Here is a 21,237-nt window from a genome sequence, read left to right as displayed (position 1 = left end):
GCTCAATTTCTGGGTTGTTAGGGCGGACCATAGTTTGGTCTCGCTCGGTGAGAATTTCTCAGGACACAAATGAGCTGCTTGCCAGAAAAGGTGACGCCTATGAAGGTTACAATGCACGCGGCAGATCACTATCGTCGAATGCTGTCGGTTGAGCCTCATGCGTTGAGGCGACTTGATGGGTCCGCCACAATCTTGAAATGCCATCGTGATCAGGAAATTCCGGATCGTCCGGAAACTGCCGGGCACTGGTGCTACCTCATCGCTGGAGCAGTTCGCCGCAGCAAGATCCGGCCCGACGGACGGCGACAGATTCTCGAACTCATGTTGCCGCGCGACTTCTTTTTTGTTTCTGACGATCAAAGGGAGGAAACGGTCGAGGCGATCGCGGAACCGACGGTTCTTGCGAGCTATCCTGCTGAACGTGTCGATTTGCTTGCCGACCGTGACCGGGAGCTTGCGCGGGAATTGCGAGGACTTTCGTCCCAGTTGCTGAGGCGAACCAGGGATCAGCTCATGATTCTTGGGGGTGTCACCGCCGTTGAAAAACTCGGCTGGTTTTTACTGGCTCTTGAGAAGCGGGCGTCCGATCAAAAGGGACAGGTGGAACTTCCGATCACCCGGTATGACATCGCCGAATACCTGTCGGTCTCGGTCGAAACGGTTTGTAGAGCCATCACAGATCTGCAGCAGCGCGGCATTATTGCCCTGGTGGGCACGCGGAAGATCAAGATTCTCGACAGAACTGCCTTGGAGGAGCATGGCGGAAAGACGCCGCAAGGCCGCAAACCGGGTTTGATCGCAGCCTAACACTCTGATGATGGTAGTCGAACCTAGCCGTGCCACACTTCCGGGGCGAATGAGCTCAGTGGCTTGGCGTATTCTAAGGCGCTCTATCATTCGCGCTCGATGAACCCTGACCGTGTGCGCACGCTGATTCCGAGATCATAGGCGATCAGCTTGTTCGGTTGAACCGGCCAGCAGTCCGTCAATAGCGTCGCGCTCGCGTCGCGGGGAAGTCGTAATTTATGACAACCCGCGATCGTGAATACATAATGATATTGCAACATCGAGAAATGCGGCGCGATAAAGATTGTATGCCGTGCAAGAAAAATTGCGCGTAGCTGACGACCATCAATGGGGAGGCCAGCCTGCGCACTGTATCATGCGCCGAGGACGGCCGCCAAGGCGAACGGCCGCTTGCTGTTGGAGCCGTTCGACCTGCCGGACTGATCGAATGCATCGACCAATTCGAGAGGCTCGAGCATGAGATCGAGTTGCGGCCGATCCTCGAACTGCGAGAACGGCAGAGTAGCCAAATATCGCGACGGCTGTCGTGAGGAAGGAGAGAGCAATGATCAGGGATGTAATGGTGTGGCTGGACGGCGGCGCCTCCGACGAAATCCGCTTGGCAGCCGTCGCCGATATAGCCCGCCAGCTCGAGGCCCGTGTCGTCATCGGGCTGTATCTCAACGTTCTGCCATTGCCGGGGCCGATCGAGGGCGACACCACCGCCGCGATTGTCGAGCATGCGCGCGAAACTGGCGACGCGATGGAGGATGCGCTGGCCAAACGGCTGCGTGTGCTGGATCGGGCGGTCGAGATCCGGCGGTTCGATGTGCTTTCCGACGACGTCGCCAGAATTGCCGCGCGAGAAGCGCGCTCCTCCGACACCTTCGTGGCGCTTCGTCCCAATGGCGCGATGGATCCGGAGCAACTCGTCGAAGGCGTGCTGTTCGGCTCGGGCAGGAACGTCTATCTCGTTCCTGAGACGGAGCGGCTGAAGATCGCATTCGACCGTATTATGGTCGCCTGGAACGGGAGCCGGGAATCCGCTCGTGCGCTTGCCGAAGCGATGCCGTTTCTGCACAAGGCCGAAAAGGTGTCGGTCATCGTTGCGACCGGCGAAAGGCCAACCGAGGAGGATGCCGTGATGGGGATCGATGCCGTCAATCATCTTCGGCATCATGGAATCGAGGCCAGCCTGCATCGCATCAAGTGCCGCTCTAGCGAAGTCGGCCCGCAACTGATGGCGGAGGCCGAGCGCCGCAAGGCCAACCTTATTGTCATGGGCGGATATAGCCACATGCGCATGTTGGAGCGGCTGCTCGGCGGGGTGACCTACAGTCTGATGCATGAATCGCCGATCCCGCTGCTGATGGCGCACTAGGAAAGAGATCGCCTGACGCCGACAGGGAGATTGCAGATGCCGACGATTGAAAGCCGCCGCGGCTGTCGAAAGACACTCTCAAAGGAGGGAATGTAGCCATCCTGGTCACTGACGGCTTCGAGAAGGTCGAAGTGGAGCGTGGAATTTCTGTTCGATCTGGCGCTTGAGCAGGCTAAGCCAGCAGATTTGGACGCGCTGCTGCCTGACGGTGTCATCAATCCCTACAAGCTTCGCGTGCTCCCAAACGCAGCTGCCTTCGCAAAATCGTTCTTCGTTGAGCAAGCCGGTCGCGCGATCTGCCACTGCCGGTGTACCGTTATCGAAACTGGCGCGGCACACGGCCGTCGCATGACCTGCTTGTCCGAGATGACGAGGCACAGCTCGGCCTGCCAATCTGACTTGGAGACAGACCCCGCTTTCAGCGGTTATCCCGCCGCCACTCTTCCGTTGCCAGCCGCATGGCTTCCGTGCGGTCGCAGCCGGTCCGATCCATCCAGCGCTTGATCAGACCCTCCTTCCCTTGGGCGCTTGTCATGGAAAAGACGCGCTGAAAATCCCGCTGGATATCAGATTGCCGTCCCAAGTCGGCTTGTCGCCGCGTTGCGGGAGCCGGCCGCAGGGCGTGCGATCTATGCTGCGAGAGGTAATACGCAACGCCACCGAGTAACAGCAGGAGCAATAGACCTAGAAAAATTTGTACCGTATCCATGTTTGCCACTCCGCTTGTGAGGGCACAATATCCCTCGCGGTCCGATCGTTTGCATTGACGGATAGCAAGCTGGGGGGTGACGGATACAGGCGCGCGTCAGCGAGAGAATTTGGCTATTTTACCCGTTCTTTGTTGTCACAAAGCATCACCGAGCGGCGCATAGCAGGACGGACGTCTGCCCCCGGAGGCGTATGAGACTCGGCAAACGTTCTCCGGGCTTCCTTTACTAGGAAACCGCATGAGAGTTCGACGTCCCCAGATGCTGGGCCAAACGCAAAAGCTGAAGATCAAAGCACGACGACACGCCTCGGCCGAGACGCTCCGCGCTGCAAATCTGCATGGAGTGGTCTGACAGACCACAAGGTTGTCCCTATATGATTTGGGGCGAACGACTGGGCTCAGAAGTCCATGCCGCCCATGCCGCCGCCCGGGGGCATCGCGGGACCGGCGCCGCCCTTCTTGGGCAGCTCGGCGACCATGGCTTCCGTGGTAATCAGCAGCGCTGCAACCGAGGCAGCGTTCTGGATCGCGGTACGGACCACCTTGGTCGGGTCGATGATGCCCTTCTTGACGAGGTCGGCATATTCGCCGGTCTGGGAGTCGAAGCCGTAATTGTAGGCCTTGTTCTCCAGGATCTTGCCGATGATCACCGAGCCGTCTTCACCGGCGTTGATCGCGATCTGGCGAGCGGGCGCGGAGAGCGCCTTGCGCACGATCTCGACGCCGGTCTTCTGGTCGTCGTTCTTGGTGCGCAGGCCCTTGAGCTGCTCGGAGGCACGGAGCAGGGCGACGCCGCCGCCCGCGACGATGCCTTCCTCGACAGCCGCGCGGGTCGCATGCATCGCGTCATCAACGCGATCCTTGCGCTCCTTCACCTCGACCTCGGTCGCGCCGCCGACGCGGATCACCGCGACGCCGCCAGCGAGCTTGGCCAGACGCTCCTGGAGCTTCTCACGGTCGTAGTCCGAGGTGGTCTCCTCGATCTGCGCCTTGATGGGCCACGCGCGCCTCGATGTCGGCCTTCTTGCCGGCGCCATTGACGATGGTGGTGTTCTCCTTGTCGATCATCACCTTCTTGGCGCGACCGAGCATGTTGAGCGTGACGTTCTCGAGCTTGATGCCGAGGTTTTCCGAGATCGCCTGGCCGCCGGTCAGGATCGCGATGTCCTGCAGCTGTGCCTTGCGGCGATCGCCGAAGCCCGGAGCCTTGACGGCTGCGACCTTGAGGCCGCCGCGGAGACGGTTCACAACAAGCGTGGCCAAAGCCTCGCCTTCGACCTCCTCGGCGATGATGACCAGCGGCTTGCCGGTCTGCACCACGGCCTCGAGCAGCGGCAGCAGCTCGTTCAGCGAGGAGAGCTTCTTCTCGTTGATGAGCATGTAGGCGTCGTCCATCTCGACGCGCATCTTGTCGGCGTTGGTGACGAAGTAGGGCGAGATGTAGCCGCGGTCGAACTGCATGCCCTCGACGACGTCGAGCTCGGTCTGGAGCGACTTGGCTTCCTCGACGGTGATGACACCCTCGTTGCCGACCTTCTTCATGGCGTCGGAGAGGAACTTGCCGATCTCCGCGTCGCCGTTGGCCGAGATGGTGCCGACCTGGGCGATCTCGTCGTTCGAGGTGACCTTCTTGGAGTTCTTCTGGAGGTCCGCAACCACGGCTTCAACCGCGAGGTCGATACCGCGCTTGAGGTCCATCGGGTTCATGCCGGCGGCGACCGACTTGGCGCCTTCCTTCACGATCGCGGCCGCGAGCACGGTGGCGGTGGTGGTGCCGTCGCCGGCCGCGTCAGCGGACTTGGAGGCGACTTCGCGCACCATCTGCGCGCCCATGTTCTCGAACTTGTCCTCGAGCTCGATCTCCTTGGCGACGGTGACGCCGTCCTTGGTGATGCGGGGAGCGCCGAACGACTTGTCGAGCACGACGTTGCGGCCCTTCGGACCGAGCGTGACCTTCACGGCATTGGCGAGGATCTCGACGCCGCGGAGCATGCGGTCACGAGCGTCGACGCCGAATTTGACTTCTTGGGCTGACATAATGGGTTTCCCTCAGTACTTGGTTCTGTCTCACCCTTGTCGAGAGCGCCGGCAGGCGCTCCTCAGGGGTGAGCGGTGAGAGCGGTTGGTTAGGCGGCCTTCTTTTTTGCCGAGGCGTCGGTGAGAACGCCCATGATGTCGCTCTCCTTCATGATCAACAGCTCCTGACCGTCGAGCACGACCTCGGTGCCGGACCACTTGCCGAACAGCACGCGATCGCCAACCTTCAGGTCGATCGGGATCAGCTTGCCGGCTTCGTCGCGGCCACCGGGGCCGACGGCGACGATCACGGGATCGAGCTCGGACGGCGCAATCCCACCACAAGAACGCTGTCGGATTCGACCGATAACTTCACCGTATTCTCGTCGACGCCGGGGAGAGCAACGGTGATCAGGATATCGGAATCGGTCTCGACAGTGCAAGCCTGAGTGACCGTAACTGCCCATCACTAACAGGTTCGCACCGAGGCTGCGGCATTCGGCTACCAGGATGTCGGCCGTATCATCTTCCTCGCCGACTGAGCGATATTTGACGGCATCGATGCCATGATGCCGGAGGTGCTGTACGGCGTCATTAGCCTTCAGCGGATCCGCTCTGGTTTTCCTTGCTAGGAAGCCGTGCCCTCCGCAGGCCCGCGCCAGTGCGGCAAAATCCGGATTAGGAAATTCGATCGCCCGGCGGAACGGCACGAGACCGACGCTCTCGGCCTCGAGCTTGATTAGGCCGAGCGATGAGTTGTTGTAGATGACCACCTTGACCGCCAGCTTATGTTAAACTGCCGTGAGGAATTCGCCCATCAGCATGTTCCCGACGGCAGCATTGTTGAAGGAGCCGAGAATCCGCTGCGAGCCGGTCTGTCGGATCCAGTTGGCAGACCACAGCGTATTCAGCCCGGTGTCCACAGCGAAGATCGCATCGGGGTTGGCGAGATCGCTGACGGCGCGCGCCACCACTTGTGGATGAAGCTTGTCCTTGCTGCGGCGCAGGTCGGCCTGCTTGTCGAGCATCTCGTCCCATTTCCGTCGTTCTCGCGTAACAAGGTCCCAGAACAGGCCATCAGTTTTTGGGGCGACCTTGCCGAGCAGTAGCGCCAGCGTTGGCCGCGCAGAGCCGGTGACGCCAAGCGTCGTCGGCGCGCGCCGGCCCAGAACTTGCGGTCGCACGTCGACCTGAATCACCTTTCCTTTGTCGGGCAGGAAGTTGGAATAAGGTAGTCGGTACCGACCATCAGCAAGAGCTCACAATCCCGCACCGCTTCGTAGACCGGCCTGGTCCCGATGATGCCGAGTCCGCCCATCCAGCGGGGATCGTCATAGGCCATCAACTCCTTGCCGCGAAACGAATGGACCAGCGGTGCCTTGAGACGGTCCGAGAGCTTCTGCAGTTCTTCGATCGCACCGCGGCAGCCGGCGCCGCACATGATCACGATGCGGTCGACGGCATCGATTCGGCGCGCCAACTCGGCAACGTCATGCTCGTTTGCTGCAAACTCCGGCCGCGGTCGGAGGGTGGCGATGCTGGCAACACTGCCCTCGGCCTTCGTGGCCAGCACATCCTGCGGGAGCGTCAGATGCGCGACACCAGGCCCTGCATAGGCTGCCGCCATCGCCTGATGGATCACTGGACCGGCCTGCGCCGCGGACGCAATCGTTTCGGTGTAAAGCGACACGTCCCGGAACAGGAGATCGGGCTCGGTGGTCTGGATGTAGTCGGTGCCATGGAATTTGCGCGGCATATCGCCTGAGAGCGCCAGCACTGGAGCGTGATCGCGGCAGGCCTCATAGAGGCCGGCGACAAGGTGGTTGCTGCCTGGACCCGTCGTGCCCGCGCACACCGCGAGCTGTCCGGTCAACTTTGCTTGTCCCGCAGCCGCCAGCGCCGCGCCTTCCTCGTGCCTGACGCCGATCCATTCGACCTTGCTGCGGCGCACGGCATCGGCAAGCGGATTGAGCGAGTCGCCAATCAAGCCGAAGATGTGTTTGACGCCGATCTGTTCGAGTACACCAACGAGAACGTCCGCAACTGTCTTTGATATCTTGCGCTCTCTTCCCCGATCGCCGTAGCCGAGAGGGTTAATGCCGCGATCAATGCGCGCGCGCCTTGACGGGCGTCAACGTTAGCCACTTAGCGTAGCCGACAGGCAAAGTGAATGATCAGGATGGCTGATGCGGCCATGATGCAATCCGCCGACACAATCACCCTGGCCGAGGCTTACGATGCAATGCGTATCTTCCTGGAATCCGTCTGGCATTGGCTGGGCACGCCTCAGGTGCAGATCGTTCCTGCTTGCCGGCTTGAGATGGGTCGATGGGACTCCGGTCGATCCGACGATGTGGCAGGACTGGCTAGCGGCGGCGTAGACGGTGAAGGAAGAGACAGTCAAAAAAACCATAGTAGCTATCCGGCGCGGTCTGCGTCGCGCTTGATCGCAGCCTCGCGCTGGGCCTTGCCAAACTGCAAGCGTATCCGGGTCTCCGTGAGGCCTTCGCTGGTGATCCCGTAGAAGACGGGCAGCGCCAGGAAGATAACCAAAGCGAGCTTCGGCATCGACAGCCCCGCCACGCCCGCCACCGTGTAGCAGACGACGCCAAGGATGGCGCGCAATCGCTCCTTGGGAAAGAAATCAGAACCGATGTGGTGCTCGACGAGCCAGGGATGAATGCTCAGAACGTGAAACAAGATGAGCCACGCCAGGCACATGCTGCCGGCAATAGCGGCATAGAGCACGACGGCAATCTTTGCATCAAACTCATTGCCGATCTGCATCGAGGACGAAAGGATCGCGGTCGGGAACGGGATAAGCCCGGATGTCAGCAGCAGAAATAGATTGGCAAGATGCAGGCCGCGGTCGCAGTAGCGCACGCGGGCAAACACCGCGCGATGATTGAGCCAGATGACCCCCGTGTAAAAGAACGACGCGAGGAAAGCGATGTAGCTGGGCCATTGCTCGACCAGTCGGTCAAAGAGTTGACCGGGAGCATGTTCGGGCCGGACGATTTCGGCGACCAGTAGCGTGATTGTTATCGAGAGTACGCCGTCGCTGAAGGTTTCCAATCGATCGGTACCGGATAGCCGTACCTGCGGCAACTGGGACGTTTCCACCGCTGCCGCCGTGCGTCGAACATCCTGCCTCGATGTGCTTTCATTTTTCACGAAGAGTACCCTGCTCTAGAGGACTCAACAAGCATGGGGCTGACTCCGGGGAGGGCAATTGATAACCGTCAGGGTACGGCCGGCATAATGATGTGAAGATGCCGCACTATTATCAACGGAGGCGGATCAGATCGCGGTCAAAACAAGTGGACCTCTGTGACGAAGAACAACCTAATCACGAATGCTGCGGGGCCACAGGCGCTGCCATTTCTCCGACCGCGGCACAGGCGCGATGGCATGACGGTTTTCCCGTCGCTCCCGTTGTAGGGGCTGGGCGGCGGGCGTATTGATCGGCGCCGCACTCGCCGCGCCTCATTATTACTATGAGTCGCCACGGACTGCGCTGTGTCTTCCGGCGTGAGCGCTTCTAAGGATGGATGGGGCTGGAACGTGCGTTCGTCGCGACGAGGATTGCTACTGACGCCTGAAGCGTGCGCCTCACGGAGAGGAAACTTCTCGATGATCAAGGATATCGTCGTCAACCTGGAGCATGACGTTTCACGAGACCGAGCGCGCAAGTTCGCGATCACGGTCGCCGAAGCATTCGATGCTCATATTGCAGGCGTGGCCTTTGTCTATGCGCCGGACTTTCCAGGCTATGTGATGCTGGAAATGCCGCCCAATATCGTCGCAATGATGGTGGAGGAGAGCAAGAAAGCCGCGGAGGCAGCAATCAGGAGGTTTGACGAGGCCGCAAGGAGTCGCCTGCTGTCGGCGGAACATCGTCTCGTCAGGACCGTATGGCCGGAGGCGCCCACGCTGTTCGCGGCGATCGCTCGACGCTCCGATCTCAGCACGTTTCTTCAGTCCAGCCCAGACGGGGTAGGCAATGACGACATGATCGAAAGCGCGCTCTTCGAGTCGGGACGTCCAGTCATCGTCGTGCCATATATCGATCAGAACGGATTGAAGCTCGACCGCGTGGTATGCTGCTGGGACGGCAGCCTCACTGCGGCGCGGGCGATCAACGATGCGCTACCGCTGCTGGCGAGGGCGGGCCAGGTTGATCTGCTGATCATCGAGAACGACAAAACGAAGAATGAGACCACCGAGATTCGCGGGGTCGAAATGGCAAGCCACTTGGCGCGCCACGACGTCAAGGTCGAGATTGAAATCATCCCGGCACCGGATATCGAGGTGGCAGACGCGATCCTGTCTCATGTCGCAGACGAGTCCGGAACCCTGATCGTGATGGGTGGCTATGGTCATGCCAAGCCGCGCGAAATCATTCTTGGCGGGGTCACCCGCGCCATTTTGAAGTCGATGACGGTTCCGGTCTTCATGTCGCACTGAATGTATTGGATCGGCGGTGACGTGCGCTGGATCATCGGCGGCCTCACGATCCTGACAAGCTGGCCCTACGATTACTACGTGCTTGAGCATCTGGCTGTGCGCCATTCCACCTGAGAAAAGGCTCGGCGGCGGCGCGCAAGTCGATGCGGGATTGGGGTTTGCTGGCGTGGGGTTACACCCTGATCGGATTGGCTGCCTGCGGCGCATTTGCTTAGGCGCTCAAGCAGCTTCCGTGATTGACGTTCGTCAACGTCATTCGGCGATGATGTTGCGAGAATCTGCATTGTTTACCGGCACCCTCGAGGACCCGATGCTTCACATCGATCTACCAACCGTAGCAGAGTTCAGGGATCTAGCGCAGCTAAGGGCCCAGTTCTGTGTTTCCCTTTACATGCCAACGTCTCGCCTTGGCGCGAGAGGGCCGAGGCGAATCGTACCCTGTTCATGGATATGACGAAGCAGGCGCTCGCGCAATTGCGCGACGCTGGCGCGGACAAGCGTGTGATCGAAGCGTTCGAACAGCGCTTCGATCAGTTCGCCGGCGGCCAACATGACCCGGATCAAGACAAAGTCCGGCAGCGCCAGCGGGCGAAGGCGGACGAGTCTCTCTCGTTCTGGAACCATCAGGGTAACGGACTTGCGGTGCTCGCGCTGCCTGAAACCTTGCGCACCTTCCGTCTGGCGGAAGCGCCAAAGCCGCTCGCCGAGGTCGCGGATCGCTTGCACCTGACGCCGCTGTTGCGGGCGATGACCTCGCGGCACGATGCCTTCGTGCTTGCACTTGCGAAAGAGAGCGTCCGACTGATTCACGTCTTTGCCAATTTGCCGCCGTTGCGGGTATGGGTGCCAGGACTGCCAAAGAATGCGGAAGAGGCAACGCAACGTCCATCATTCCATGTCCGCGCGCCGCGCGGGCATTTGCAGAATCTTGAGGGCGAGAAAGTGCTCTTACACCAGTATGTTGAGAAAGTGGACCACGCCGTCCGCGATACATTACGCGGACATACGGCGCCGCTCATCCTCGCGGCGACCGAGCCGCTGGCTTCGATGTTCCGTGCGATCTGCGACTATCCGGAGTTATCCGAGGAAGTTATAGAGGGCAATCCTGACCGATCTACCGACCCCGTGCTAGAGGACCAGGCGATCCCGATCCTCGATCGTTCGACCGCGCGGGAAATTAGGGACTTGGTCGCGCGGTATGACGAGTTGAAGCCGCGGCGCGGCACAACGGATATTTCTTACGCGGCCCACGCAGCAACCGCGGGTGCGATAGAGCAGTTGCTTGTCGACTTCGACGCCGTCGTGCCAGGGCTCGTCAGCGATATCGACGGCAGCGTGACTTATGCCGCTTCTGATGATGCGGAGGTCTACAGCGTCGTCGATGAGGTGGCACGGCGCGCGCTATGCACTGGGGCGAGGGTATTAGCCGCATCGCGAGAACAATTGCCGGAGCGCGCTCCATTGACGGCAATCCTTCGCTTTCAATTCACTTAACCGCAGCCGGCGGACGGTATTCGGCTCGCTGTCCTGATGCCACGACCAGCGGTTCGTCATGCCGTAGAACGTTAGCGCCAACAACACGGCGCCGATGAGCAGCGAGAACATCACCCGGTACAGCGTGAAATCGGGGCTCGGGAGCAGCGGGGGGCGCCGGCCAGCAATTGGAGCCCGCTATGATCGGGCGGCGAGATATTGCGAGATGTCGCTGACGCTCAGGCCGGTCAAGTCCTTTGCAAGCTCCGCAACAATGGAGTCTTGGACTGTTTGAGATAATGATCGACCCAGATCTGCGAGTGTTCGCGGCGGTGCTACGATTACAACATGCTCTGCTTTTAGCTCACTGAGAAAGCGATCCAAAGCACCGGCGACGGTGCGGGTAAACCTATGCTTCTCGATGTCATGCCAGTCGGTCTGCTCCATCGCGCTGCGGTTCGGCTCGGTGCCAGACAGGGCTCGTCCGGGCTTGTCCGATCCTTGTTCATGAGTCGGCGGGTTCTCATCTTCAAACGCCTGTTGGACCACGAGGCGTGGTTTGAGACCATTCCCCTCATTAAGAAGAAACAGGGCCTTGCTGCCGTCTCCGACAAAAACGACTGCGCGGTTCGGCAACCTGATGTACGGCTTTTTGTTCGGCATGGACGCCTCGCAAGGTTGAGATCTCGATCACGCTCTGGGAAGGACTAACGATCGCAGAGGAGGGGTCCGGATGGCCAGCACTCGAATGCACGAAATCCTTCCGACCGATTTGCGTTCTGTTCATGATGGCTGTGGTGTTCATGGACTTGGTGCCCTTCGCTAGTGGCGCCTGGGATCCCTATTGTGACATCTGGTCCTCTGGCCATCATCATGACCTCGTTCGGAGCAGGGCCCACTCTAGGACGTGAGCACGAGAGAAACGGGCAGTCACCTGCTGGCTCCCTAGAGCGGGCGCACGCTCTCGTGCATCGTCGCTGCGGTACGCCCCTAAGTCTCGCGTTTTGGCGTCGACGCGCCATGACGGCCGTCAATATTCGGCACGCTTTCCCGCATCAGATTCACACACCTCGGCCGCCTGCCTTGCCGCCGCGCAGAAGGTTGCGTCCAGCAATGGACGGATCCGGCTCAAGCACTGCAGATGCCGACGAACATCGAATCTTTCATAGACCGATCGTGTAACCGAACAACCTGCCGCTTGGTGTGCTGGGCTATACGCCCGGACCCCGGCATGTCGGGACCGCCATTTCCAAATGGTCGGCTCGGTCGTCGGCCTCCAATCTTGACTGCGTACGCAAAGCCTAACATTTCAAATAAATCGCACGTTTACTGAATGCGCTTGCGGGGTGACACCTTTCCCACTCCTGTTTAGGTGGTGGCCCCTTTCTAATTTAATGGTTGGCCCCTTTCCGGTCGCCGCCCAAACCCCATGTTCTGAGCGGGGCGTTTGGAGAGTTCATATGCATACCGAACAACAGACCTTTCACGGCTACGAAATCCGGGTCACGAACAACCCCGCACTTTGGCACGCCGCGATCTGTCGGACAAACCCGACGCTGCCGGAAATTGATTGGGTGGCCTTGAACATTCGAGCCACTAGCGTTTCATCAGCATTTGAGGAGGCAAAGGAAGTAATCAATAAGGCCTTGGGCAGGTGAAGGTCGATCGCCTGAGTAGTCCTATCAGGGCGCCTCATTTGGCGGCCTCTTTCTTATGAGAGAGATCAAGCCGCTTCTTTTTGCGCTTCACATGGTGGCCTTTTCGGTCAGGCGGCCCGACGCGCGTCAAGGCGGTCCAGCATGGTGCGTCGCTTGCCGGGAAGGTTTCGATCAGGCTTTCCTCCAGTAACTCTTCGCCATTGGCCTTCTCGGCAACACCGACCAGACGGTCCTGTGGCGGACCATCCGGCTGGCTCGGCTTGGGTGTGGCGGAAGTCATAAATGTCACACCTATGCCTGAGTACCCGCCGTGCTGGGCGTGGCCGCATGCCGATGCCTGGAGCGGAGCTGGAACGACAGAATGATCAAAGAGATACCGAATACGAGTGCATATGCGCCCATCCACCACGTGAGCACGACCGCACCGATGAGCGGCATAGCGATCAGCAGCGCCCCGTAAATCAGCGAACACAATCCGCCGAGCACCAACCACCATCGCCCGTGGCTGATGTTCAGTCGGAACGCGGCCGCCATCATCAATCCACCGGAGATGATGGCCCATGCAGCGACAAGGAGCACGAACGCAACCACGGTGACGCCGGGCCAGAGGAAAGCGACCATGCCAACGGCAATGTTGAGGAGACCCTCGAAGATCAAGAAGCCCCATTGGTCTCGGCGGCGCATTGCACGGACCGCGGAAATGATGCCTGCCGCTCCGTCTAACAGCATATAGGCCGAGAACAAGATCACGAGGGACAACATGGTTGGTCCGGGAAAGAGCAAAGCAGTCAAGCCAAACACGACTCCGAAGATGCCGCGAAGTGTGAACAGCCACCAGTTTCGCGCGAGCCCATCGCTGGCAGCGACGGAGGAAGTATCGAACGGTGAATTCATTGTGGTGCTGGCCATGGCATTCTCCGAACTTGAGACGTGCTTTGCGTGATTGCCTCACCAAGACCGTAACCCACCGGCTGCAAGTTGCGCCTTGACGACCGTCAACCCATTGGCTGTTTCCGCGCCAGAAGGGCACGAGCTGCAGTTGATCGCTATCAACGCCCGCCAACGGCATGCGCTCCTCTCGTTGGACCGTCATCACGGCGCGCTTGGTCGATCAGACAAGTCGCATACCTTCTGGATCGCGTCTGCGGGGGGGCATGCTGACCATCGCCGCCGTGGGTCTCCTGACGCTCGGTGTCTGGGTCGTGCGCGACGGCCTCACGGCCTAGCCTGGGCCGCCTTTACCCATATCGGCGAGGCAGTCGGGAGCTGCCGTTCTTTTCTGATTCATTGCAAAGGTTCGGACCACGCTATCAGTGCCCGACATAAACCGGCAGCTTTGCGAGCGAGGTGCGGCTTGCGCCCGGCAGAACCGCATAGTCGGGCGACTCGTCCAGCTTGAATTGACGGAGTGGAATGGCCACGGGATGGCCAGGCAGGCCCGTCGAATCGTCTACCGCAACGACCACATAAATATTGCCGTCTTTGCCGAAGATGAAGTCGCTGATTCTTCCTATCCTGTCGTGCTTGTCGCCGACCACAGACCGGAATTTGAGCGCCTCGGCACTATAGCCTTTGGCGACTTCCGTCGCCTCCAGAGGCGTCAGCCCGATCTCTTGGGCGGCTGCGTGATCGATCTCCTCCGAAAGCGTGACGACGGCCAAGGTGGCTACCAGGAGCAGCGGGAAGTGGGGAATGTTCATCAAAACTCCTTCGCCTTCAAGGTTGGGCCAGGCCGTTGGCCGAGGCACTGGTAGTCCTACCGACCCTGGTTGCCGGCCGTCGATCCTGTGGTGGCCGGCTCGGTAACAATTTCGGATATCAGCTTGGTGTCGGGGTCGATGAGCAGGATACGGTCTGGCAGCTTGACAAAGAGCAGTTCTTTCGCCTCGGGGACCTGGTCAACGACGTTATGCGGCATGGATTGCGCCGACATGGACTCCGGAACCTTGTCACCGACCTGCGGCTGCGCGCCCGATGGCGCGGATTGCGAGGGCGTGCTGGAGAGGCTGTTGCTGACCATCTGTTGCTGTGCCGGGTTCAGCGCCCCGTGAGCGTTGTTGCTTTGAGTAGTGTCGCTTGCGTTCTGAGCTGTGGCGACGGTACTGCCGAGAATCACGAGTAAAGCGCCGGAAGAGAGAAGTCGGTTCATGGTGGTCTCCTCGATTGTGATGGATCCGAGCCGTACCTTTCGGGCGCGTCACAGCGATGGCTACTGAATAAGTGACGACACCATTGCGTCGGTGAAGCACGTGCTGTGTCGGCGACCATTGCAGCCGGGACACTTACGCGCGTCAGCTCCGTTGTCACTCTAATCTCCGCGCGGCGCGGGGATCGAGCCTTGATCGTTGTCAAGCTGTCGGCAGTAAATTTCCGTAGATCTCGATGGAGTTCGATCACGGCTTCTCCAGCGCCGTCAGAACCAGAGTGCCATCGGCTAAGCCGGATGCGGCACTAGGGTTCATGACGATTTGAAGTAACTCCACGCGCGCTCCTTGTCATTGATGGTCATCAAAACCTCGGCCGCAAGCCGAGCAGGCGCATAGCCTCTGCCGGTGCAGGGAATCGCGAGACTAAACTCGCAGACACGCTCGTCCCCGGAACCGGGGCGCGACGGCGCTGGCATTTGATAGTCGTCAATGTGTGCAGAGGCATTTAATTGTAGTCTGTCTACTGCAACCGGTCATTTGTTTCGGCGAAACACTCGCGAGTCATTATGCGGCTTCAATGAACTCACACCGAGCGATGGCAGTGGGCTTCGGTCGAGCGGCACGTAGAGTCCACCTTCGCTTTCCGGTGATTATGGCGGCTCTGCTCACCGTTTGGTGTGAATGGATTGGCGTCGAGGCTTGACGAATAGAATGTCGAAACACTCATCAAATATCGAACCCGCCTTCCTGTTTGATCTCGATGGCACGCTGGTTGATAGCGTCTATCAGCATGTTCTTGCATGGAAGGAGGCGCTCGATGCAGAGGGCATCGAACTCTCGGTTTGGCGCATCCATCGCAAGATAGGAATGAGCGGAGGCTTATTCATCAATCAGCTTCTTCGCGAAACCGGCATCGAAATTGGCACTGAACGCGTTGAGCGGCTTCGCCACGCCCATGCTGCGGCCTACCGACAGCAGTCAAATCGGATTCGGCCGTTGCCTGGAGCTCGCGAATTGTTGAAGTGGTTGTCGCAGGCCGGCATTCCATGGGCGATTGCGACCAGCGGCCGCGTGGAAACCGCAGCCGTCAATCTGACTTCGCTTGGGGTCGATCGGGATGCGGTTCCAGTCGTGACGCGTGATCAAGTCAAACATGCCAAGCCCGATCCGGATTTGTTTTTGACGGCTGCCGAACGGCTGAGCGTTCCCATCGAAACCGCAGTCGTTGTTGGCGATAGTGTCTGGGACATGTTGGCGGCGATCCGATGTCGCGCGTTGGGTATAGGTCTTTTAAGCGGCGGCTACGGGCCTGACGAGTTGCGACAATCCGGAGCGTTCCGCGTCTATGAAGATCCAGCAGATCTCCTGAGCCGCATCGACGAGGTTGCGGGTCGACGCTAAGGCCCGGCTTCCAGCAGCTTCTCGACGCGACCGAGCTGTATCTCGACAGTCGGGCCCGTCTCGCTCTTCTGCAACCGGCGGAACAGGAGATCCCGTCGATGCGTTTGAGGAGCTCCGGCTGGAAATTTGCCCGCACAGTTCGCATCACCTGCTCGCGCACGGCTCAGGCGTCGTCGCCTGGAGGCCAAGCGGCTCGTCGGGTTCTCGAGGGATGAGATTTGAGCTTGCAGCATATCTTGCGAGAAGCTCGCTGCTCAGGATGAGGGAGCGGGCTAAGCGCCTAAGCAGCGCTCTTCTTGGCGGCGGGAACGTCGGTGAGGACGCCCATGATGTCGCTCTCCTTCATGATCAGCAGATCCTGGCCGTCGAGCACGACCTCATTGCCAGACCACTTGCCGAACAGCACGCGATCGCCCACCTTGAGATCGACCGGGATTAGCTTGCCGGCTTCGTCGCGGCCGCCCGGGCCTACGGCGGTGATCTCGCCCTGGGAGGGCTTTTCTTTGGCAGTGTCGGGAATGATGATGCCGCCCTTGGTCTTCTCTTCGGCTTCGATGCGCTTGACCACGACGCGGTCATGGAGCGGACGGAATTTCATGAAGTTCTCCTTAGCTGGGGGGATTATTTCTAACGCGAGTGCGAGCGGTAAGTCACCTAAGGTTGTGGCGCCAACGCAGGATGTCTTCGGCGCTCAAGAAAGATTTGGTTTCCACGGTGACGAGCTCCCATTTGATTTGTCCGATCGGCCGGCGTCGCATCTCCCTTACCACTCAGGTGTTCCTGGTCGAGGCCTTGCCACCTTTCGTGGCCTGACCCTTGATCCGTAATCGATCAAGTAGAGCTTTCGCAACGGCTTCCGAGGATGCCGGATTTTGTCCCGTGATCAGATCGCCATCGGAAACGGCATAGGGCTGCCACTTGTCTTTCCGGCAATAGTTGCCGCCGTTGTTCCTCAGCATATCTTCGACCAAGAACGGTACGGCGTCCGTCAGTTCAATTGCGGCCTCCTCGAGGTTGGAAAAGCCGGTGACCGATTTGCCGGCGACAAGTGGACGGCCATTTGAAGCCATGGTGTAGCGCAAGGCGCCGGGGCCATGGCAGACGAGCGCTAGAGGACGACCCGTGCGGAACATGGTTTCGATCAACGCGATTGAGTGGGGGTCATTGGCGAGATCCCACAAGGGGCCGTGGCCTCCTGGATAGAAGGCGGCATCATGGTCGCGGGCCGAAATGCCAGACAGCATCCGGGCGTTCGCCAACTCGGCTTGCGCGTAACCGTCGCGCCGAAAGCGAATAGTCGCTGCGGTCTCCGCCTCGGGCCGCTCGCTTCTTGGATCGACCGGCGGCAGGCCCCCCTCGGGAGACGCAAGTGTAAGAACGATGCCGGCATCCCTAAAGATGTAGTAGGGCGTAGCGAACTCATCGAACCAGAAGCCGGTCTTCTTGCCAGTGTCTCCAAGTCGGTCGTGCGAGGTTAGTACGATCAATATCTTCACCTCAGGGTTGCTCCTCTTCAGCGCCTCCCTGGCACTGGAGCATCAGGCATCATTGCTTGACGTTCATTGATGGCCGTCAGTTTTGCCGTCAATGTTCACACCAACGCTTATCGACGCACCGAGCTGGGCCGCGATAGCGCGGAAACGTGCAGCCTCTCACTTCTCCCTCTCCCCGTGAAGAACGGAGAGAGGGAGAACAGCCAGCCTTAGTCGATCACCTGGACGACCTTCTGCTGCTGCGGGTCAACCAGCACAACTTCGTCGCCGATGGCGAGATAGCGGTAGTTGGCGAGCTCTGGATGGTTGCGCGCCAGTTCTTCCGGCACCGGCTGTAGCGACAGGCAGTTCGACGCGGAGGTTCCGCCTCCGCCGGCTGAAGGCGAGGTCGAGCCGACCGTCGTCGAAGAGCTGCGCACCAATTCCCTGAACCGCCTACGCGTGTCATCGCTGACGACAACACGGTCGCGGCTGTAGGCGGCCGCCCTGCTGTAACCCGGTCCTTCGTCGAGAATATCGACGACCTCGCGCCGCCGCGGATCGATAATGGCAACGCGATTGTCGATCACCGTGTACTCGTAGTCCCGGTATTGCGGCATGATCCGCACGATATCGGGCGGCAACCGGCGCGCCTGTACACCCCGCGGCAACCGCGTGCCGACATTGACCTGGACATTGAGATTCTGGCTGGTGGCAGTCCTGTCTTGCCGCAGCTGATCGACGACTCGCCTGCGCTGATCGTCGTTGATCGCACCCGAGGAAGTCTGGCGGTTCGATTGATCCGGGGCCCGGCCGGTCTGCTGGGTCTGTGTGTTGTCGGCCGGCCGCGCGCTCTGCTGCGGCGAGGACTTGGAGGGCTGGGCGGCGTGATCGAGTTGCTCTTTGCGATCTCGATCGATCTGCTGCTGGGTCTGCTGCTGCTTCGCATCGGCCGGCCTGGTGGCGTCCTGCGCGCGGTCCTGCTTGGGCTGACCCTCGCGGCCCCGCAGCTTTTCCTCAGCCTGTTGCCTCTGGTCGGCAGCCGGCTTGCCATCGCGGCCCTGCTGCAGGTCCTTCTGCTGCGCCGTGCTCGAGGGCGCGCGCTTGCCACGGCTGGGCTGATCCTGACTCTGCCGTGTCGGCTCATTGGACTCGCGGCCCTGCGGCTTCTGCGCCTCCTTGCTGCTCTCGGCCGGCGACGGGGCCTCACCGCGCTGCATGTCATGGGCGCCGCCCTTCGGCTCGGACTGCGCGCGCTCCTTGATGCGATCCGCCGCGCCGCCGCGATCCATCTCCTTCGACTGGGCGGCTGGACGGTCCATTTCCCTAGACTGAGATGCCGGTGACTGGGCGCGTGGGCTCTCCTCGCGCTTCTGCGAACCTTCCGGTGATTGCGCAATCGCGGGACCGGCGCAAATCACCAATGCCATCGCCGTCGTGTAAAGCCAATTTATCCTCATGGGAGACTCTCCTGTTGGTCCCCCCACCCGTCGGGATTGGGTAATCTAGGCTGCTGCGTTTGGTTCCACCATGACGACGGTCAACCGGGGCGAGTTGATCTACCGCAGCCTGCTCAAAAGTGGGATCAGCGCCTCACACTCGCTTGAGTCCAGCGGCGCAAAAAGGCGCGCGTGGACTTTCGGAAGCAGCCGCGCGATTGTAGAAGGATCCAGTGGCGGTGGTAGACGCGCGTCCTTCACTGTGGGCTTGAGGCGCTTGCTTGCGGGGCAGTGATAGCCACTGGTCAAGGGATGCGACAACCTCGGCTTGTTTGGCTTTTCTTAGCAGATGATCACGTTGGCTTCCCAGAGGAAGTCGAGCCGCCTCGTGCCGAGCGTTCGCGGCCAACTTCAGCAACCGATCGCTTAGCGGCGCTTCCTGTTTGAAGCGCTGCCGTCTTTTTTTGGCCTTTGCTCGCTTCCCATCCATAGGTTACTCCTGGGCCATCCTACCGCTGAACTTTTGCCCTGGGGCCGCGACCGCGGATGCGCTGATTGTCGATAACGCTCGTGCTAGATCACGCGGTCTTGGGCTGTGGCAGCTGGAGGCTTGGCCACCACATGGCATTAGGCCCGGATGCCTGCATTGACTGGGCCAATGATAGGGCTCACGCAATATCGGATCCGGCAATCCAATAGTACCTGACCTCCCAATAGTCGTAGACGTCCTGATTGCGGGTCCGAGATGTTTGCTCCCAGTTTTCGCCTGGTTCGATTTTCGGGGCGTTCTTGAGCTCCTCTTCGGTGAGGTCGACTTGGAAGCCATCGGGCTTTTCGTTGTAGGTCAGCATCGACCAGGGTATCGGATACTGATCATCGCCGATGCCGAGGAAGCCGCCGAAACTCAGGATCGCGTAGGCGATCTGGCCGGTGAGCTTGTCGATCATCAGGCGCTCGACTTTGCCGATGCGCTTGCCGCGTAGGTCAAAGACCGGCATTCCTTCGACGCTGTCGCTAGATATGAGAGACGAAGTCTGCTCTGGTGCGGGTCGCTCCCAATAGCCATAGACCTCTTCGTCGCAGTCGCGGTTCGCTTGCCCCCAGCTTTCCCCTTGCTCGATTTTCGGAGCGTTCTTGAGTTGCTGTTCGGTGATGCCCACGCGGTATCCGCCGAGCTTCTCATCGAAATCCAGCATCTGCCAGGGAATCGGATAGTGGTTCGCGCCGATACCAAGGAAGCCTCCAAAACTCAGGACGGCGTAGATGACGCGACCGCCGGACTTGTCGATCACGAGATGTTCGACCTTTCCGATACGCTTTCCCTGTGCGTCGTAGACCGCAGTTCCCTCCACGCGGTCACTTGCGATCAGTGAGGATGTAGTTCCGCGCTCGGTCGCGGATGCGCGTTGCGTTGTGGTCACCATATCGTCTTCTCCATTGCCAACCGTGCTGCCTTTGCAAAGCTCAGTTGCTTGGCCCCCGGTTCGCTAATCGTTGGCCCAAGGGTTTTGCACTCTATTGCAGCACCTACGCTACAATCGCGCTCGCTGCATTGACGCTCGTCATTGCAGATACTGGTCGACCTTGCTCCGGTTGGGCAAGGGCGGCTTCATCAACCAACTCTTGCGGATACCTGGAGCGAATGGGGGTTGCATTCGGCGCGGGCGCCATCGTCGGGGCAGAGCTGCACACGGCGCTTGCTATCGGCCAGACCGCTCTGGTGGGCGAACTGCGAGGCCAAAGGGCGGGTGCGTGGCCAAAACCCACGCGAGACCGTAAGCTCGTTTGCACAGCCGCGGTAATGATCTGCCAGGTTGACTGTTATCAAGGCCGGACCCGGTGGATCATATAGCTCCCTTGAAACACGAGCCGCTAGGCGCGTTCGCCATGGCCTTAACAGCTCACGGCCTTACCAGCTCTTGGCACGAAATCATGGAAACTTCCTTGCGCCGATTGAGCCTTATCATTCTCGTCTCGCTGCTGACCGGCACCGCCCAAGCCCGTGACGACGGCCGCTATTCGCAATCTCCACTCAAGCCATGGTTCGATAGTCTCAAGTCCGGCAAAGGTCCATGTTGCTCGGTTAGTGACGGTCTTGCGATTGCCGACCCGGATTGGGAATCGAAAGACGGTCATTTTCGTGTCCGCATCGACAACGAGTGGATCGTGGTTCCCGATGATGCCGTGCTCACCGAGCCGAACCGGGCTGGCAGGGCGATGGTCTGGCCGATCAAGGGATCGTTGGGCACCACGATTCGATGCTTCCTGCCGGGTAGCATGACGTGATC

The 21,237-nt window shown here is 60.0% G+C and carries 20 protein-coding genes and 5 pseudogenes; 8 read left to right on the top strand and 17 right to left on the bottom strand.

All coding sequences use genetic code 11. The features are described from left to right. The first annotated feature begins 99 nt into the window (after positions 1 to 99). The 3 genes from IVB19_RS27720 (at position 100) to IVB19_RS27710 (ending at position 2,671) form a co-directional block, all read left to right on the top strand. Positions 100 to 807: a helix-turn-helix domain-containing protein gene (locus IVB19_RS27720; protein ID WP_247820247.1), complete on the top strand. Its 708-nt coding sequence runs from the start codon at positions 100 to 102 to the stop codon at positions 805 to 807. A 544-nt stretch (positions 808 to 1,351) separates the two neighbouring features. Next, the gene (locus IVB19_RS27715; protein WP_247820245.1) at positions 1,352 to 2,167 is read left to right on the top strand and encodes a universal stress protein; all 816 of its coding nucleotides are present in this window, start codon (positions 1,352 to 1,354) and stop codon (positions 2,165 to 2,167) included. 138 nt (positions 2,168 to 2,305) lie between these two features. Continuing rightward, a complete protein-coding gene (locus IVB19_RS27710) occupies positions 2,306 to 2,671 on the top strand; it encodes a DJ-1/PfpI family protein (protein WP_247820243.1) in 366 nt (121 codons plus the stop codon). Here IVB19_RS27710 and IVB19_RS27705 read toward each other — a convergent pair. The 7 genes and pseudogenes from IVB19_RS27705 to IVB19_RS27675 all read right to left on the bottom strand — a co-directional run bounded on the left by IVB19_RS27705 (position 2,586) and on the right by IVB19_RS27675 (position 8,066). Then, positions 2,586 to 2,876, bottom strand: a complete 291-nt coding sequence (locus tag IVB19_RS27705) for a hypothetical protein (protein ID WP_247821748.1) — start codon at positions 2,874 to 2,876, stop codon at positions 2,586 to 2,588. The two genes, IVB19_RS27710 and IVB19_RS27705, sit on opposite strands and share 86 nt — an antisense overlap. A 398-nt stretch (positions 2,877 to 3,274) precedes the next feature. Beyond that, positions 3,275 to 4,913, bottom strand: a pseudogene (gene groL / locus IVB19_RS27700) (chaperonin GroEL). 89 nt (positions 4,914 to 5,002) lie between these two features. After that, positions 5,003 to 5,200 (bottom strand): annotated as a pseudogene (locus tag IVB19_RS27695) (co-chaperone GroES); the annotation flags it as partial. Positions 5,201 to 5,512: 312 nt separating this feature from the next. Continuing rightward, positions 5,513 to 5,677 (bottom strand): annotated as a pseudogene (locus IVB19_RS27690) (thiamine pyrophosphate-dependent enzyme); the annotation flags it as partial. A 6-nt stretch (positions 5,678 to 5,683) separates the two neighbouring features. Next, the gene (locus IVB19_RS27685) at positions 5,684 to 6,091 is read right to left on the bottom strand and encodes a ubiquinone-dependent pyruvate dehydrogenase family protein (RefSeq protein WP_247820241.1); all 408 of its coding nucleotides are present in this window, start codon (positions 6,089 to 6,091) and stop codon (positions 5,684 to 5,686) included. Beyond that, entirely contained in the window at positions 6,088 to 6,948 is an 861-nt protein-coding gene (locus tag IVB19_RS27680) for a thiamine pyrophosphate-binding protein (RefSeq protein WP_256474618.1), read from the bottom strand. The genes IVB19_RS27685 and IVB19_RS27680 overlap by 4 nt, the downstream gene beginning before the upstream one ends. A 362-nt stretch (positions 6,949 to 7,310) precedes the next feature. Further along, a complete protein-coding gene (locus IVB19_RS27675; protein ID WP_247820238.1) occupies positions 7,311 to 8,066 on the bottom strand; it encodes a TMEM175 family protein in 756 nt (251 codons plus the stop codon). Between the two features lie 459 nt (positions 8,067 to 8,525). On the opposite strand from IVB19_RS27675, the gene IVB19_RS27670 reads away from it, so the two are divergent. Together IVB19_RS27670 and IVB19_RS27665 are read left to right on the top strand one after the other, a co-directional pair. Beyond that, a complete protein-coding gene (locus tag IVB19_RS27670) occupies positions 8,526 to 9,359 on the top strand; it encodes a universal stress protein (protein ID WP_247820237.1) in 834 nt (277 codons plus the stop codon). Between the two features lie 444 nt (positions 9,360 to 9,803). After that, positions 9,804 to 10,853 carry a baeRF11 domain-containing protein gene (locus IVB19_RS27665; protein ID WP_247820235.1) on the top strand — a complete coding sequence of 350 codons (1,050 nt, stop codon included), beginning with the start codon at positions 9,804 to 9,806 and terminating at the stop codon, positions 10,851 to 10,853. 177 nt (positions 10,854 to 11,030) lie between these two features. Here the strand turns inward: IVB19_RS27665 and IVB19_RS27660 are convergent, their stop codons facing one another. Further along, positions 11,031 to 11,495 (bottom strand): baeRF12 domain-containing protein, encoded by a 465-nt coding sequence (locus IVB19_RS27660; protein ID WP_247820234.1) that lies wholly within the window; start codon positions 11,493 to 11,495, stop codon positions 11,031 to 11,033. A 797-nt stretch (positions 11,496 to 12,292) separates the two neighbouring features. Here IVB19_RS27660 and IVB19_RS27655 point away from each other — a divergent pair. Next, entirely contained in the window at positions 12,293 to 12,490 is a 198-nt protein-coding gene (locus tag IVB19_RS27655; protein ID WP_247820232.1) for a hypothetical protein, read from the top strand. 34 nt (positions 12,491 to 12,524) lie between these two features. On the opposite strand, the gene IVB19_RS27650 is transcribed toward IVB19_RS27655, so the two are convergent. From IVB19_RS27650 to IVB19_RS27635, 4 genes are all read right to left on the bottom strand, one after another. Further along, complete coding sequence (locus IVB19_RS27650; protein WP_247820230.1) at positions 12,525 to 12,770, bottom strand: hypothetical protein; 246 nt, start codon at positions 12,768 to 12,770, stop codon at positions 12,525 to 12,527. An 11-nt stretch (positions 12,771 to 12,781) separates the two neighbouring features. Then, entirely contained in the window at positions 12,782 to 13,399 is a 618-nt protein-coding gene (locus IVB19_RS27645; RefSeq protein WP_247820228.1) for an HdeD family acid-resistance protein, read from the bottom strand. A gap of 401 nt (positions 13,400 to 13,800) precedes the next feature. After that, the gene (locus IVB19_RS27640; RefSeq protein ID WP_247820227.1) at positions 13,801 to 14,190 is read right to left on the bottom strand and encodes a PRC-barrel domain-containing protein; all 390 of its coding nucleotides are present in this window, start codon (positions 14,188 to 14,190) and stop codon (positions 13,801 to 13,803) included. A 56-nt stretch (positions 14,191 to 14,246) separates the two neighbouring features. Further along, entirely contained in the window at positions 14,247 to 14,639 is a 393-nt protein-coding gene (locus IVB19_RS27635) for a hypothetical protein (RefSeq protein ID WP_247820225.1), read from the bottom strand. 709 nt (positions 14,640 to 15,348) lie between these two features. Here IVB19_RS27635 and IVB19_RS27630 point away from each other — a divergent pair. Beyond that, positions 15,349 to 16,038: an HAD family hydrolase gene (locus tag IVB19_RS27630; protein WP_247820223.1), complete on the top strand. Its 690-nt coding sequence runs from the start codon at positions 15,349 to 15,351 to the stop codon at positions 16,036 to 16,038. Positions 16,039 to 16,318: 280 nt separating this feature from the next. Here the strand turns inward: IVB19_RS27630 and IVB19_RS27625 are convergent, their stop codons facing one another. The 5 genes and pseudogenes from IVB19_RS27625 to IVB19_RS27605 form a co-directional block, all read right to left on the bottom strand. Next, a complete protein-coding gene (locus IVB19_RS27625) occupies positions 16,319 to 16,636 on the bottom strand; it encodes a co-chaperone GroES (RefSeq protein ID WP_247820222.1) in 318 nt (105 codons plus the stop codon). Positions 16,637 to 16,808: 172 nt separating this feature from the next. Continuing rightward, positions 16,809 to 17,534 (bottom strand): type 1 glutamine amidotransferase domain-containing protein, encoded by a 726-nt coding sequence (locus IVB19_RS27620; protein ID WP_247820220.1) that lies wholly within the window; start codon positions 17,532 to 17,534, stop codon positions 16,809 to 16,811. Positions 17,535 to 17,740: 206 nt separating this feature from the next. Then, entirely contained in the window at positions 17,741 to 18,802 is a 1,062-nt protein-coding gene (locus tag IVB19_RS27615; protein ID WP_247820215.1) for a DUF1236 domain-containing protein, read from the bottom strand. 815 nt (positions 18,803 to 19,617) lie between these two features. Beyond that, positions 19,618 to 19,956, bottom strand: a pseudogene (locus tag IVB19_RS27610) (PRC-barrel domain-containing protein); the annotation flags it as partial. A 48-nt stretch (positions 19,957 to 20,004) separates the two neighbouring features. Continuing rightward, positions 20,005 to 20,373 (bottom strand): annotated as a pseudogene (locus IVB19_RS27605) (PRC-barrel domain-containing protein); the annotation flags it as partial. A gap of 508 nt (positions 20,374 to 20,881) precedes the next feature. On the opposite strand from IVB19_RS27605, the gene IVB19_RS27600 reads away from it, so the two are divergent. Beyond that, a complete protein-coding gene (locus IVB19_RS27600) occupies positions 20,882 to 21,235 on the top strand; it encodes a hypothetical protein (protein ID WP_524536768.1) in 354 nt (117 codons plus the stop codon). Positions 21,236 to 21,237 lie beyond the last annotated feature (2 nt).

Origin of the sequence: Bradyrhizobium sp. 187 (assembly GCF_023101005.1) — a bacterium.
GTDB classification, from domain to species: domain Bacteria; phylum Pseudomonadota; class Alphaproteobacteria; order Rhizobiales; family Xanthobacteraceae; genus Bradyrhizobium; species Bradyrhizobium canariense_D.
This window is presented reverse-complemented; position numbering and strand designations above follow the sequence as displayed.

What these genes read in the sequence shown, in the direction of transcription:
- IVB19_RS27720 (WP_247820247.1), top strand. Translation starts at nt 100, where the DNA reads ATGAAGGTTACAATGCACGCGGCAGATCACTATCGTCGAATGCTGTCG.
- IVB19_RS27715 (WP_247820245.1), top strand. Translation starts at nt 1,352, where the DNA reads ATGATCAGGGATGTAATGGTGTGGCTGGACGGCGGCGCCTCCGACGAA.
- IVB19_RS27705 (WP_247821748.1), bottom strand. Translation starts at nt 2,876, where the DNA reads ATGGATACGGTACAAATTTTTCTAGGTCTATTGCTCCTGCTGTTACTC.
- IVB19_RS27670 (WP_247820237.1), top strand. Translation starts at nt 8,526, where the DNA reads ATGATCAAGGATATCGTCGTCAACCTGGAGCATGACGTTTCACGAGAC.
- IVB19_RS27665 (WP_247820235.1), top strand. Translation starts at nt 9,804, where the DNA reads ATGGATATGACGAAGCAGGCGCTCGCGCAATTGCGCGACGCTGGCGCG.
- IVB19_RS27660 (WP_247820234.1), bottom strand. Translation starts at nt 11,495, where the DNA reads ATGCCGAACAAAAAGCCGTACATCAGGTTGCCGAACCGCGCAGTCGTT.
- IVB19_RS27655 (WP_247820232.1), top strand. Translation starts at nt 12,293, where the DNA reads ATGCATACCGAACAACAGACCTTTCACGGCTACGAAATCCGGGTCACG.
- IVB19_RS27650 (WP_247820230.1), bottom strand. Translation starts at nt 12,770, where the DNA reads ATGACTTCCGCCACACCCAAGCCGAGCCAGCCGGATGGTCCGCCACAG.
- IVB19_RS27645 (WP_247820228.1), bottom strand. Translation starts at nt 13,399, where the DNA reads ATGGCCAGCACCACAATGAATTCACCGTTCGATACTTCCTCCGTCGCT.
- IVB19_RS27640 (WP_247820227.1), bottom strand. Translation starts at nt 14,190, where the DNA reads ATGAACATTCCCCACTTCCCGCTGCTCCTGGTAGCCACCTTGGCCGTC.
- IVB19_RS27635 (WP_247820225.1), bottom strand. Translation starts at nt 14,639, where the DNA reads ATGAACCGACTTCTCTCTTCCGGCGCTTTACTCGTGATTCTCGGCAGT.
- IVB19_RS27630 (WP_247820223.1), top strand. Translation starts at nt 15,349, where the DNA reads ATGTCGAAACACTCATCAAATATCGAACCCGCCTTCCTGTTTGATCTC.
- IVB19_RS27625 (WP_247820222.1), bottom strand. Translation starts at nt 16,636, where the DNA reads ATGAAATTCCGTCCGCTCCATGACCGCGTCGTGGTCAAGCGCATCGAA.
- IVB19_RS27615 (WP_247820215.1), bottom strand. Translation starts at nt 18,802, where the DNA reads ATGGATCGCGGCGGCGCGGCGGATCGCATCAAGGAGCGCGCGCAGTCC.
- IVB19_RS27600 (WP_524536768.1), top strand. Translation starts at nt 20,882, where the DNA reads ATGGAAACTTCCTTGCGCCGATTGAGCCTTATCATTCTCGTCTCGCTG.